Below are 13,691 nucleotides of genomic sequence, written 5' to 3' on the forward strand. Positions count from 1 at the left end.
CCTTGCCGCATAGTAATCTAGGCAAAAGTTGAGCAACAATGAACAAAGCGCACTCAGGTGAACCCAAAGGGCAGCGCTTGATTGGCATTTCTACTGTGTTATCGCCTGACTCACATAGAATAACTATGCTACGCCGGCTCTGCCTTGTATAAATACCAATCAAACTGCTGCAAAAACAAACTTGAAAGATAAACAGGCCCTAACTCTTGCCGTCAAATCCAGCGATACGGTTAATATTTACGCCAGCACCATCTTGTGTTGCCTGTGCTTTGTTAGTTCGGATAATTTTCATAATAGCTCTCGGGTTAACCTGAACTTGGAATAATCAGTTCAGCGCAATTATTTAATAGTTAGCCTACCAAACCTGCGCGAGAATAAAATTAGTCAAATTTGGCTATTTCGTTCTATTGCGTCGAATGATTGTTCCAATCTATTACAACGCGTGGTCGTACTGGTCAGAACAGCCTTTAACATTGCTCGCATCTAACAATTTTTAACAGTATTTACACAATTATCTGACAAGCTTGTGGAGCTACAATTTAACCCTTAATAGGAGCAAAGGATGAGGTCCCTAAGTTTATTGTTTGCGCTGGCACTTCTTGCGGCGTGTAGTTCAACAAGTCCGGTAAGCGTAAATACGGTTGCAGGTCCCCCAACGAATCTTACGGTTGAAATCACAGATGTGACTAATACCGATGGTCAAATGCTAGTACTGTTATTTGACAACAGCGCTGACTACCACAGCGATAAGAATGTGAATGATCCAGACGCTCACTTTTTTCGCAAGCTGATTGTCACACCGCAGACTCCTACCACGACGGTCACTTTTGAAGGCGTGCCTGCAGGCCAGTATGCGATCCACGTGATCCATGACGAAGATGGTGATGGCGGCATGGATCGGATGATTTTTCCATTTACCGGCATGCCAAGTGAGCCTTATGCGCTGTCGAATAACATTCACGATAGCTTTTCAAAAGGCGATTTTGAAGAGGCTTTGTTTACTGTAAAGGCCCCTGACACTAAGATCCAACTTGCCCTCTCTACACATTTATCAAAAATGACAGGGCTGTAATACTTGAATACTCACAGGTGCTGCAATGCCTGTGAGTTATCTTTTAAGTTCTGACATTTGTCATTTTATTTTCTGACAACCCTCACTCACGCTTCATCTTATAGCAGCGCATACTGCAGATCGTACAGTTCAGTAGGAGCGAAGACGGTGAGCAACGCCATTGAGTTATCAAATATCAGTTTTGCATACAACAATACTAAGCCAATATTAGCAGACCTAAACCTTACGCTTGAACAGGGTAAGGTTTATTCCATTCTTGGTCCAAATGGCGCTGGAAAAACCACCCTGATCAATATAATGCTTGGCAGACTAAGACCCAAATCAGGACGAGTTTCCGTTCTTGGTCATCAGCCTGAGTCTGATTTTTGTCGTCGGCGCGTGGGTGCCATGATGCAGTTAGGCGGACTACCTCTGCAAACCAAGGTGAAGGAGTTTCTGGCGTTATTTGCAAGTTACCATCAAGCCCCTATTCCATTGGAGAAGTTAATTTCACTCTGCCAATTAGCACCATTTTTAGAACAAACTTTCGATACATTATCTGGAGGCCAAAAGCAACGACTGTTTATGGCGATTGCACTAGCAGGCAATCCAGACATTGTTTTTTTGGATGAACCTAGTGTGGGTATGGATGTAGAGTCAAGACAGCAACTGTGGCAGGCCGTACGCACGTTAAAACAACAAAATAAAACGGTACTCCTTACCACACACTATCTTCACGAGGCAGAAGCATTAGCGGATGAATTGTTAGTTTTAAAAGAAGGAAAATGTACCAAGCTTAATGACATACCTGAGCTTGCTACCACCTATCGTCGCTCACAAATCAAGTTCACCAGCGACCAGTCTGCTGCGGCACTGGTTAACGCACTTCCCATGATAGATCTGAATGTTAAAGGCGATCAGTTCACTATCTTGACGGACGAGCCAAACCATATTTTGCAGCAGTTATTAGAGAAATTTTCTATCCGCAATTTATATGTAGCCCCAATGAGCCTCGAAGAAGCTTATTTATCCCTAATGAATGCTAGGAGCGCTTAACCATGATAAACACAGCATCCTTTATACTTGAAAGCAAAACTGAGCTTTTGAGCACATTTAGAAGTAAGGGTTTTGTGATCCCGGCCACCCTATTTCCTTGTTTGTTTTATCTTTTCTTCGGCGTGGTGTTCAGTCATCATGACTCCCATAACTATATGTATATCAATTATCTGATATTTGGCATGATAGGATCTGCGCTATTTTCCTTTGGCGTTAACGTCGCCCTTGAAAAGCAAAATGGTTGGCTGATACTCAAGCAGCTCTCTCCCGTTTCTCCCTATCAGTATCTGCTCGCAAAATGTGTGAGTGCGACGGCGTTTTCATTGCTCGTAGCCTGCCTAATGAGCTTACTGGCATTATTTTCCAGCTTGTCTTTAAGTTTAGCTCAATGGTTACTCGTGGTTGCAATTGCCCTGCTCGGCACCTTGCCTTTGTGTATGTTAGGGCTGTTAGTTGGGCTGTCAGTGTCAGCAAAAGCGGCACCTGCGGTGGTTAATTTAGTTTACCTACCACTTTCGCTGCTTTCAGGTCTGTGGCTGCCTATCGCGCTATTTCCTGAAGCAATGCAATGGTTTGCTTGGCTGTTGCCCACTTTCCATATTTCCCAGTTGGCGCTTTCGACCATCGATGCAACTTTGGGTTTTCCTGTTTACCTCCACGTGACCGTCCTATTTACACAAACGCTCGCATTATTTTTTGTCGCGCAAATTAAATTTAAAAAGGCTTAACAGGACAACCAAAAGCGCACGGCCCCAACCCTGTGCGCTTTTATTTTGTAATTATTTACTCTCTACTAGCTTACTATCAATGCTGAATTTACCAGCACCTGACGCGGCGAGTGCGAGAAAGCCACCAGCCATAGCAATATTTTTAAAAAACATTAAGAATTGTATTTGGTCGGCCAGTTCAAAGTGAAACAGCAAGGCACTGGCAATACTAAACCCTGCAAATGCAATTGCTGTCAGCTGTGTAAATGCACCCGCTAGAATGAACAGCCCTCCTATCAATTCAAAGGCTATAACCAATGGCAGCAGCTCGCTTGGTAATCCGCTTGAAGCCATGTATGCAGCGTTACCTTCGAAGTATTGGATTTTATTAATCGCCGCCAGTATAAAAATGGCTGATAGCCCTACTCGGCCAAATAAAGATAACACTGATGTCATTGTACTGTTCGGTTTAATGATGTTAATTAGGTTCATGATACTTTCCTCGATATATAGACGGTGTTCGATTAGCTCTCGGGATGAGCCGTTGGAAGAAAGTATACGTTCGCTTTAAAATAATTAAATTAGTAAAAACATCACACATCATTCTATTCAAGAGAATTAAAGCTATCCAAACAGATTCGCTTCCAATAGATAGTCAAAAACTGCTCGAGCCCTAGGTGGAATTTGTTTACGCGATGGATAAATGAGAGAAAACACCAGTTGCTCGCTACTTAACTCTGGACAGATCATTTGTAACTCGCCACGCTCAACTTCTAGCTTCACAGTAGAAGGCAATAACTGCGCAACTCCTAACCTGAGACTGTCATTTGTTCTAACAGCATGGGGGAATTGCACCAATGTACTTGAGTCGGTGTAAAGTTTACGGCTTCACCGCCACGATAAAACTGTGTCATCCCCTTGATTTAACTGTGTGTCTTTGCTTGGTAAACCATGCAATGTTATCAGTTAAGGACTTGCATAGAGCTTAAAACATTCTTGATGTAATTGTCTTGCAACCGTATTAAGTAGCTCAGGCCATGATAATTCAGTCTGTGAGCTGGCTGGCGATAACGCATTTACAATTGAAGGTTTGGCACAAGCGGTGTCAAACCATACCCAAGTTGAAGTAAAAGCAAAGTTTGTATCTGACGAAGAATATTTGGCCTACTTGGTTGCTCTCGCCGTACCAGCGGCGTTTGCTGCGTTATTGGTTGACGCTGAGGCACAAGCGCAACAAGGATATTTGGCAACCCAGAGTAATGCACTCAGCCAGTTGCTTAGTCGCTCGACCACAACGGTGACCCAGTCGCTGGCAAAAAATTAAGCGTACTTTACCGCTGTTCTAGTGCACGGGCTTTGCTTGTGCACTTATTTTTTACTCAACCTTACCTTCTAAGGTTGATATCAATAAGTCTCGACTCACTAGAAAGCCACAAATGCTCACCACGACTAAAAAGATCCCGTACATAGAGCCGATATAAACCCAGTCGCTCTGGCTAAACCAAAGGCTTGCACGAGTACCATCATTCACTAATAAGATGTTAACAAGAGACAGTGTGATCACGCTGCGAAAATAAATTGGTTTATCCATATGGCTCGCAAATGCTGCGATAATGAGGGAGAACAGGCATAAGTAGAAGCCTATAACGGAAAACGCACCAGGTTGCACACTTGGATAGAATGCGACAAGAGAAAGGAGTACAGCAGCCCAACCGGTAGTTTTGTATATCATTATCAAGTCCTTTGAAAATGTTAAAAAGTGTTTGTTATGTAAACAGGGTGGAGTATGGGGTAATACTCGTAATTACGCAACTAAATGGTGATAAATATTGGCTGATATGACCTTTATTCCTTAGTTTTAAACCTATCAGATTACCTTTGATTTTAAACCTAAGCCTAAAGCATTAAGTGAAAATTTAATTAACGCATTATCAAGATGATAACGCAGCTGAAACTCTTGTCTTTAACTGCGGTACTCTATCTTTTTCAAACCAATCGTGCTTTTTTAACCAGATTTGATTTCGAGGACTAGGGTGCGGTAATGGTAGATGACTTTGGCTGGAAAAGTCAGCGTTTTTAACCACCTCAGTTACCGATGAATATTGCGTTAAGTAGCACTTTTGCGCATATTGCCCAATAAGTAGTGTCAACGACACCTGATTGAGCGTAGCTAGCACCTGGTGATGCCAAGTTGGCGCGCAAATTTTCGGCGGTGGTAAGTCTCCAGACTTCCCTTTACCTGGGTAACAAAATGCCATTGGCATAATGGCAAATAGATCTGGGTTATAAAACTGCGCTCGACTTACACCAAGCCAGTCTCGCAATCTATCTCCACTAGGGTCATTAAACGGCTGACAGGTTTGATGTGCTTTTAACCCCGGCGCTTGGCCTATAATTAAGACTTTAGCTTTATAACTGCCTTGGATGATAGGTTTTGCCCCCATGGGAAGCATTTTATCGCAAAGCTTGCACAGCCTAACACGTCCAAAAATATCCATCTTCCCTTACCTGTTTTACCCAATCGCACCGTGGGTGATTATGGCATAGCCACATTCAAAACCCCATTGAACCGAAGCACTTAGTCGTTAAAACGCCTCCTCTCAGCTTAAAACAAGTACGAATCACTATCATTTAGATGCAAATTATTGGATAATATCCTATTACGTTTTCTGTCTTTTTAAGAGGTGCTATGCCTAGTCGGGATAACACAAACAATAAGGCTATTTTGTACAGAGCTGAAGTGCTAGCACGCTTTTTCATCGCTATTTTCGGCGGCTATTACGTGACCGTTTTGGCTTCATCTTTGTTGGCTTTAACTTTACCTACTCCGCGCATAGATGCGCTTTTATATGCATTAACAACCGGCATCGTCTTTTACGCCATCGTTTTTATTTGGGTGTTTGGATGCCGCTCTTTTAGAAAAGTCTTTCTTGGCATGATCGGACTACTTTGTATTCTCTATGGCGCACTGACGCATTTTGGAGGCTCCCTGTGAGAGAGTCATTTTTCCGCAGTATGACTTGGCTACACACTTGGGTTGGTTTACTCGTTTGTTGGTTGCTGTTTTTAATCTTTTTTGCCGGTACTGCGAGCTTTTTCAGACATGAGATCAGTCTGTGGACGCAACCAGCAACACATCATCTACCTCATTACGATAGCGCTCAACAAAATGAAACCGTCAAAAAGAGTATTGAACGGTTTCAAGATATAGCACCAAACGCCGAGTCTTGGCGTATTGAAATGCCAACGGAGCGCCGCCCAAGCCTGCTATTGATGTACTCCGAAAAGCCAGCCGAAGGGGAAAGACGTGGAAAACGTCACTCTGAGTATCTTGACCCAGTAACGCTAGAGGCACTTCCTGAGTTTAGAGAGACTAAAGGTGGTAACTTTTTCTACCGCCTACATTTTGACTTGCATTACATGGACGCGATCACTGCGCGTTGGATTGTCTGTTTTGCAACTCTGTTTATGCTGATTGCGCTTATCTCTGGCGTGGTGATCCATAAACGCATTTTCAAAGATCTGTTCCAATTTAGAAACGGGAAAGGGCTAAGAAGTTGGCTAGACGCCCATAATCTCTCTTCCGTGGTGGCGTTACCGTTTCATATTATGATCACGTATACTGGCTTAGTGACGCTTATCTTTATGTTGTTGCCACAACCTGCCGAGCAGCGCTTTGAAGATACAAAAACACTCAGAGCCGAACGCTATCCATTTCTTGCTGCGATCCCTGAGACAGGACAGCCATTGAAGGCTATCGCATTAGATACAGCATTAGATCATTATTTTACTAACTCTGGCGACGCACCGCTTCGCCGTATTGTGATCTCATCGCCAGGGGATACAAGCGCAACGATTAAGCTTTATGCCAATGCTCAACGCGCTGTGCAGGATGATCCGCCCAGTTGGATGTATAGCGCGGTATCCGGTGAGTTGTTAAAAACACACAATGTGACACTGTCTGGCGCTGAAAATCTTTACGGCGGAATGATAGCACTACACACTGGGCGTTTAGCCGAGCCATTGTTACGTTGGTTGTACTTTGTCGCGGGATTAGCAGGTTGTGCCATGATTGCAACAGGAGCTGTCATGTGGGCAAAAAGACTGCGCCAAAAGCTCAAAGATGATGATAAACCAGGCATAGGCCTAAGGCTTGTAGAGTCGCTCAATTTAGGCACCATTATGGGTCTGCCTGCCGCAACGGCGATGTTCTTTTATGCAAATCGGTTGCTTCCAATGGAATTAGCGGGGCGTGCAGACAAAGAAGTTCTGGCATTCTTTGTTACGTGGGGAGTATTCACTCTGGCAGCTCTATTTAAGTCGGATAGGCTAGCGTGGCTGCTATCTGCAAAAGTCAATGCTATCGTGTGGGGCTTACTGCCTGTCGTAAACATGTTAACCACTGATGGCAGCCTTGTGGGCTATTTTATTAATGGTCAGTGGGTATTATTTGGTTTTGATGCAATGGCTATTGGTATCGCATTCGGCTTCTTGGTTCAAGCCAAAAAGCTCGGCAGTACCAAAGCAGTGCCGGCGACACCACGTCGCCAAGCAAAACGCGAGGTAAACGCCTAATGGAATGGCTAACGTTTTTACTTTGCCTGCTAGCATTTATGGGTTTTGCAGTCGCAAAGCCCAATCACTATAAAGAAGTATTTGGCACACGTCCAAAAGGTAACGTAACAAGTCAATTAACCATTGCCGGCTGGCTCTGCCTCGGCGGCAGCTTAGCACTGGCTCTTAAAACTCAAGGGACCTACGGTAGCTTAGAGTTTATTGGTTATATGACCATGGCAGTATTACTACTTATCGCTATCTTTGCGACTAAGCCTAGTTATTTCAGATCACTATTTTACCTAGTCATTATCGCTATGCTGCTCAGTACGCTGTATTGGATCATATTTTAACTAAGGCGCCACTAACGGCGCCTTTTTTAGATCACAATTTTACTAACATTTCTTTGTTAACTCTTTGAAACCACATCATTTAGCATAAAATATCAGCAATAATGGTGATATACACCGCAAATTTACTAACTCAAACTAAGCTAGGTTAGTAAAATCGTGATCTAATGAACCCAATTAGCTTAATCAGTTGGTAAAAATATGATCTGGTAGTCTTGTTTTCGGACTAGCTTAGTAAAATCCTGATCTAAGCGCCAAAAGAATACTATTGGTTAGTAAAATTCTGATCCAGAAAGCGAGAAGAGTAACTCAGCTCTGCTCCGCGCTTAAGTTTTATCTTACCTTCAGGTCGATAGCGCCTATGCTGCACTACAAAGTCACGGATCAGTTCGTTGGCTTGAATAATTTCTTCTGGTGACATTTTTCCCTCGAGATCTCTGATTGTCCACTCAACTCTGCCAAATACGTCACTGTTACTCACCACACTTCTACAAAATAGTAAGCAAAAGCGAGAGACTTAACATAATCCTGCCCACCAGTTTGGGGATATAAGTGTTGAAAGCCAGAGTTAAGCTTTAGCATCAAATTCTCACCACCTTGAAGTGCGACCTTGTGCGCTAAGCGATACTTAGTCGTGATAAATGCTTGTCGACGCGAAACTTGTTCATCTCTTGGGACATCTTTTAACTTCAGCTCATCAACCAGCTCAACGTCGTCCAGTAGCCAAAGCAAAGACACGGCTTTATCTGAGCCCTTTTCAGCAGCTTCTATCAACATGTCAACATAAGGGCCATCGCGATCTGCGATGCCTAAGCACATTTTAAATTTTCTATGCATACTATCTATGATTTCATAGTACCCATCATTAGCATGCGCTTGTTCAGCCCAAGTGTCGAGTTCACTCTGCGTTTTAGGCACTCTTCTGCATATTCTTATTTTGTTTGCATTTTGAAATAAGTGCTCACGATCTAAATGATAAGATTGGGTTATGACTTCATTACTTACAGTTTCTTGCTCGCATAAGCTTCTATTATGGAAGGTTTTTCAACGGCATTAATATCGTTACTTACGGACATTTTATGAGTATTTTCGTACAAGCTCAGAGAAAATAGAATGCAAAGGCTAATAAAAATGCCTATTACAGCTAACTTTTTCAATCAACAACCACTCCCAACTCTTCATGACTTACACAGAGATATAATTAGATGAACCAGAATTAACTACTTACTGCTATCCAACAATAACTCATGCTATATTCTTTCGACAAAAAGTTTTTCATAAAAAACAGCCAAACTAAGTTACTGATAATAAACAATGTAAGTAACTCATGATACCCCCTTAAATATAAAGTTCTTATAAAACAAAAGGATTATGTATGCAGAGTGTACATTTAAAAGTAAGTAATAGCTTTGCTCTAGCACTTCTTCTTACCGCTTCATTTGCTCAAGCTCAAAAAGAATTACCACAGTCTTATTTCAACCTCTCTGAAATTGGACAATTTGAAAAAGTTTTACACGCAGAGAAAAAACCAAATGGAGAGCATGAAATAGTATTAGTCGACACAATCGACAATTCTAATTATGTGACTTTCTTAGCCAAAAAAGATGATCGTTTTATCGTTAATCAAAGAATATTACTTGGTGCAGCTACAAGTAAACATGTACTTGTTACTGTAAATAACACTGCGTCTCAGTTTTTAGTCTTGGCAGCAGAAAATCGATTATTAGTTATTGATACTAATAGTAAAACTCTTGTTAATTCGACTGAAATATCAACATCTCCCATTGTTTCTTTGCAAAAATCGCCTTGGAAACAAAGCGAGGTGTTGATTACAACAGCAAGTTCAATATACGCAGTATCCATCGACAGTAATACCGAAGTTCGAAAACTATCTGATGTTGGTGGTAGCATGCTCGCAGGTAGCTTTACTGCTGAGAACCGTAAACAGATATTGCTGTCCACAGGAGCTATCTATGAGCTCATCGCGGAACAGTTAACGGTGGTGGGTAATACCAATGCAAATGTATTATCTGGCAAAAACTTCTTAAAGACTTTAGATGAAAATAAGGACGGTATTCACGAAATCTTAATGCAAAATGACGCTGATTCTCAAGTTGAGATCTTTGATAGTATTTCTCAACGAGTTGAAGCTATTTTCGGACTGCCAGATGAGCACCGAATAGTCCATCCAATAAATCAAACAGAAACTGATAAGTTGATAACTTGGTCATCGCACACAAGAGGCTTCGAACGGCAGTTTGAGCGATACCGATACTGTGTTAAAGACTTAAAAAGATATGCTCCCGCAGCGAAATGCTATCGCTTCGATCATGACCTTGCATATTTCCATCGTTTTATAATCTACTATGGAGACATCACTTTCGATGGTAAAGTAGATTTGATTTATACTACTGAATTTAACAGTCAAAACATTATTTTTGATACTCATGTCGCTTCACAGCAAGCCATGCTACCAGAATATGATGTTCGCTGTATGCATTCTCAGCAGAATATGGTTGAGGATGTCAACAACGATCAAGTGCAATTATCTTGCCACTCCAAAGCGCTTTTTGAAAGTGCAATGAGCGGGGGAATTCACACCAAGAACATGAGAACCAAAATCAGCTTACAAAACAGCGATACACTCTCAACGTATACGTATGATTCTGAATTTGCTGAGTACCTCACAAGCAAAAAGTTTGAATTTGCTGATGACTTCAACAACGATGGAAAGCTAGATAAACTCTTCTATACGTATCTGCTACTTGACAAATATCCTCATCGCTTCATTGTTACCACTCAAGAAGAAGCCAATGAAAAAAGTCTAGATAGTGCTACTCTCCCTCTAGAGTTTCATGTCGAACCACTTAAAAAGCTTGTCTACGCAAGAACGATAGAGAGCCATCTATTGCATGGGTTATATGTTCAAGTGCAGGACTCTACATGGTACTACCAGTTTAATTCAGAATTTCAGCAAATTGGTGACGGGTCATATGTCGACATAGCATCTGCAGCATACCATGAAGAAATAGGCATTTATGCCTTAACGAAGGATGGTGCCATTCTTGTGATCAATACAAGCGAAACTCCACTTCCAATCACAAAAGTGTGTGAAGGTGATGTGCCGGTCGGGTTACACCAAAGTGGCCCACATTCACTGATCTATTCTTGCAGTACAAAGTTCGGCCAGCTTGATACATTTTCTCAGCAAATAGATTGGGAAATCAATGGGGTTGCCAATAACGGCTATGTTAATACTTCGGTAGTGAACGATAGTAAGTTTTTGGTGACATCTGGATCCGCTCCCCAAGTGTTTGAAATCGCAAAAGGCCAGCCAAATCAGGAAGTAATACCACCACTCGACTATAGAGTTCATATTAGTGAGCAATTATCTATTACGCTACCAGAAAAACATGGAAATACCTCCTACGCTTTCACAAATTTCACCCGTCATGGGGAGCTAAGCTCAATAGATCCTGCACCTAGTCAGCGCTTTTTATATCAGCCACAGTCTCTTGGCCATGAATACTTAGAATATAGTGCAACGCAAGGAGAGTGGGAAGTCGCAAAAGGAGACATCAACATTGAAGTCTACAATGCCCAACCACAAATAAACAATATTGAAGTGACTACTCACTGGAATAAGCCCTTAAAGATTACATTAACTGCAGAAGACAACGATTCAACATCTTTAAGCTATTCCTTGCTAAATAAAGAAAATATCGAAGGGCTCACATGGCTTGATAGAGAAGCCGGGATTTTACTATTTACACCCACATCTTGTTGCGGTGACGTCCATATACAATACAAAGTAAATGATGGTTATGTGGATTCTGAAACTGGTATTGTATCGATTAAACTCACCAACAGCACACCAACCGCCGAGAACTTGGCGTTTGATGCTGTACGAAATGAGCTGACAACAATTAAACTTGATGGTAACGATGCTGACTCAGACCTACTTATTTACACTGTGAGTAACCCAAATAAGCTTGCAAATTTCATTCTTGATAGCCAAACAGGGGTTGTAAAATTTACAGCGAATGAAAGTACACCACAAAATTTCCACTTTGAGTACTTTGTATCTGATGGTTTCGCGAACTCAGAAACTAAGATGGTTGAAATCAGTGTGAAAAATCAGCCAAAAACATCACCAGAGAAAAGCTCTGGCAACATGAATATGCTTTTACTTATTTTACTCCTAGGGACCTTCGTCCTGAGATCCCCAAAGCGTCTGTTAACCTTTAAAAAAGGTTAACTCTATGGTAGGAGCTCATTGAGCTCCTACCATTTTACTCGGCTTTATTCCAATCCAATTGCATATCCCATACATATCGGTGCTTTGGCTCTAGAGGCTGTTGAGAGTCATCGACTTGTTCAAGCACATTGCGTGCCTTTACTATGGTGGCGTCACGACCGAACAGGTAGCTTTGCTCTTTGACAATGGTCAAGTAGGCCTTGTTCAATGCCAGCGCGCGTGGTTTTGATGGCGTGATCAGTTCATAAAGGTTTTTCGCAGACTGCACTTTTTTGCTGTTTACCGTGCCATCTTCGTTAAACCAGCGCATTAGCATCTCTTGGTTTTGCCTAAACTCATCCCCCCCGCCAACACGCATCATATAAGTCAAGAATTCGCCCTGCTCTTCGCCTTTGTTAGGCACGTCTTGCATCTCTTTTAAATTGATATAACCCCAACCCAGTTTGCCTTCAACTTTTCGTGCAAACGAGAAGGTTTGGTCATAGGTTGAGCCAATGGTTTTGTGACAGCCATTACAAAAAGCAAGCTCTTGTTCATGTTGCGGACGAAGTGCACCATTTTTGTCTTCAATATAACCGTTAATCGTCCAACCGAAGTTGTTATTGATCCCTTGGTCGCCCAAATAAAGCGTTTGAGGGTAATTTTCGAATGCCTTTTCTTTCGCTTCTCTGTAGTAAGCTGCCCCGAGTGATTGCTTGGATTTAAAGTTGTGCTTCTTCATGTAGCGCACTTCTTTCATTCTTGGCGCATTAAATACTTGACCATTATCATCCACCCCAATATACCGAACGGTATGTAAAAACTCAGTGTCTTGTGGATATAACTGATGAGCAAGCTCGATAGTATTGGCATCACCAAGGTAACGTTCACCGCGCAGCATGCTAGTGATCTGCGTGAGCTTGCCATCACCATTTAAATCTACGCCAACTCGCGATTCAGAAATCACTGGTGTTGATATTTCGTCAAGCCCCTTTACAGCCATTTCAACCAGACTTAAGTTAGCAAGATAGACGTCTTGATTATACGTTTCACCTTTTTCTCTAAAGGCGTCAGCAAGGCGGATCATGACATCTCCTGTAGAGCCATTAGTTGGCCAGAAAGTACTAGGAAAAGGCTTATAATTGAATGCCACCCAGCCACTGCCGTCTTTTGCTATACCCAGCTCATCGAATGCTTTTTCAGGATATGCCAAGTTGTTAAGCGGGGTGATCTCACCTTTCCAGTCAGGGTTATTTTTCAGTTTTTCGATGAAAGGAGTGTAATTATCTTGGTTGACCCAGTTAGTAATATCTTGATCTGAGATACCTTTGATAAGTTCTGAACGATCTTTAAACAAATTTTTCCAGTGGTTTTTAAATCCAAGGTCGGAAAACTCATAGGCACCTTGTAAATTGGCATCGCGCATCATGTTTGGTCGGTTTTTTTCATCGTATGATTGATGGCAAGCGTAGCAAGGGTTATTTACACCATCCGTTTTGGTGTAACACTGAGGCGGGATCACCGATTCAGGGTTATAGACTTCATTGTGCTGCATAAATGCAGTCGCAGGAATATCATCACCTTGTTGGTAAGGTGCTGCAGTCTGCGCCGACAAAAGTGCGATGTTGGTTAGCTCTTGGGGCTGTTCATCATTACAACCAAGTAACACTGCGCTCGTTAACGCCACTAGGGTTAGGCTAACGTATTTCATTTTTATGACTCCAAAATTTTGCTAA

14 protein-coding genes are annotated in these 13,691 nt (G+C 42.1%); 8 read left to right on the top strand and 6 right to left on the bottom strand.

Annotation, left to right across the window (positions count from 1 at the left end; genetic code table 11):
- The first annotated feature begins 562 nt into the window (after positions 1–562).
- The 3 genes from CWC03_RS08570 (at position 563) to CWC03_RS08580 (ending at position 2,835) form a co-directional block, all read left to right on the top strand.
- The gene (locus CWC03_RS08570) at positions 563–1,072 is read left to right on the top strand and encodes a DUF2141 domain-containing protein (RefSeq protein ID WP_010376030.1); all 510 of its coding nucleotides are present in this window, start codon (positions 563–565) and stop codon (positions 1,070–1,072) included.
- A 147-nt stretch (positions 1,073–1,219) separates the two neighbouring features.
- Complete coding sequence (locus CWC03_RS08575; protein ID WP_138581426.1) at positions 1,220–2,107, top strand: ABC transporter ATP-binding protein; 888 nt, start codon at positions 1,220–1,222, stop codon at positions 2,105–2,107.
- Between the two features lie 2 nt (positions 2,108–2,109).
- Entirely contained in the window at positions 2,110–2,835 is a 726-nt protein-coding gene (locus CWC03_RS08580) for an ABC transporter permease (protein ID WP_138581428.1), read from the top strand.
- A 51-nt stretch (positions 2,836–2,886) separates the two neighbouring features.
- Here CWC03_RS08580 and CWC03_RS08585 read toward each other — a convergent pair whose 3' ends face one another.
- Positions 2,887–3,306 carry a DoxX family protein gene (locus CWC03_RS08585; RefSeq protein WP_138581429.1) on the bottom strand — a complete coding sequence of 140 codons (420 nt, stop codon included), beginning with the start codon at positions 3,304–3,306 and terminating at the stop codon, positions 2,887–2,889.
- 610 nt (positions 3,307–3,916) lie between these two features.
- Between CWC03_RS08585 and CWC03_RS08595 the strand changes: the two genes are divergently transcribed.
- Positions 3,917–4,138, top strand: a complete 222-nt coding sequence (locus CWC03_RS08595; RefSeq protein ID WP_249313981.1) for a hypothetical protein — start codon at positions 3,917–3,919, stop codon at positions 4,136–4,138.
- Positions 4,139–4,189: 51 nt separating this feature from the next.
- Here CWC03_RS08595 and CWC03_RS08600 read toward each other — a convergent pair whose 3' ends face one another.
- Both CWC03_RS08600 and CWC03_RS08605 read right to left on the bottom strand, forming a co-directional pair.
- The gene (locus CWC03_RS08600; RefSeq protein ID WP_138581431.1) at positions 4,190–4,546 is read right to left on the bottom strand and encodes a hypothetical protein; all 357 of its coding nucleotides are present in this window, start codon (positions 4,544–4,546) and stop codon (positions 4,190–4,192) included.
- Positions 4,547–4,745: 199 nt separating this feature from the next.
- A complete protein-coding gene (locus tag CWC03_RS08605; protein ID WP_138581433.1) occupies positions 4,746–5,312 on the bottom strand; it encodes a uracil-DNA glycosylase family protein in 567 nt (188 codons plus the stop codon).
- A gap of 191 nt (positions 5,313–5,503) precedes the next feature.
- On the opposite strand from CWC03_RS08605, the gene CWC03_RS08610 reads away from it, so the two are divergent.
- Genes CWC03_RS08610 through CWC03_RS08620 form a run of 3 tightly spaced genes read left to right on the top strand, consistent with a single transcriptional unit; the run spans position 5,504 to position 7,721 of the window.
- Entirely contained in the window at positions 5,504–5,809 is a 306-nt protein-coding gene (locus CWC03_RS08610; protein ID WP_138581435.1) for a hypothetical protein, read from the top strand.
- Entirely contained in the window at positions 5,806–7,389 is a 1,584-nt protein-coding gene (locus tag CWC03_RS08615; RefSeq protein WP_138581437.1) for a PepSY-associated TM helix domain-containing protein, read from the top strand. Before CWC03_RS08610 ends, CWC03_RS08615 begins: the two co-directional genes overlap by 4 nt.
- Positions 7,389–7,721 carry a DUF3325 domain-containing protein gene (locus CWC03_RS08620; RefSeq protein ID WP_138581439.1) on the top strand — a complete coding sequence of 111 codons (333 nt, stop codon included), beginning with the start codon at positions 7,389–7,391 and terminating at the stop codon, positions 7,719–7,721. The genes CWC03_RS08615 and CWC03_RS08620 overlap by 1 nt, the downstream gene beginning before the upstream one ends.
- A gap of 262 nt (positions 7,722–7,983) precedes the next feature.
- Here CWC03_RS08620 and CWC03_RS08625 read toward each other — a convergent pair whose 3' ends face one another.
- Together CWC03_RS08625 and CWC03_RS08630 are read right to left on the bottom strand one after the other, a co-directional pair.
- Positions 7,984–8,199, bottom strand: coding sequence for a hypothetical protein (locus CWC03_RS08625; RefSeq protein ID WP_138581441.1), 216 nt, complete (start codon positions 8,197–8,199; stop codon positions 7,984–7,986).
- The gene (locus tag CWC03_RS08630) at positions 8,196–8,636 is read right to left on the bottom strand and encodes a hypothetical protein (protein ID WP_138581443.1); all 441 of its coding nucleotides are present in this window, start codon (positions 8,634–8,636) and stop codon (positions 8,196–8,198) included. Before CWC03_RS08630 ends, CWC03_RS08625 begins: the two co-directional genes overlap by 4 nt.
- Positions 8,637–9,093: 457 nt before the next feature.
- On the opposite strand from CWC03_RS08630, the gene CWC03_RS08635 reads away from it, so the two are divergent.
- Positions 9,094–11,976 carry an Ig-like domain-containing protein gene (locus CWC03_RS08635; protein WP_138581444.1) on the top strand — a complete coding sequence of 961 codons (2,883 nt, stop codon included), beginning with the start codon at positions 9,094–9,096 and terminating at the stop codon, positions 11,974–11,976.
- A 34-nt stretch (positions 11,977–12,010) separates the two neighbouring features.
- Here the strand turns inward: CWC03_RS08635 and CWC03_RS08640 are convergent, their stop codons facing one another.
- Complete coding sequence (locus CWC03_RS08640) at positions 12,011–13,666, bottom strand: Aq_1262 family (lipo)protein (protein ID WP_138581446.1); 1,656 nt, start codon at positions 13,664–13,666, stop codon at positions 12,011–12,013.
- Positions 13,667–13,691 lie beyond the last annotated feature (25 nt).

Source organism: Pseudoalteromonas sp. S2755, from assembly GCF_005886535.1.
In the GTDB taxonomy this organism is placed as follows: domain Bacteria; phylum Pseudomonadota; class Gammaproteobacteria; order Enterobacterales; family Alteromonadaceae; genus Pseudoalteromonas.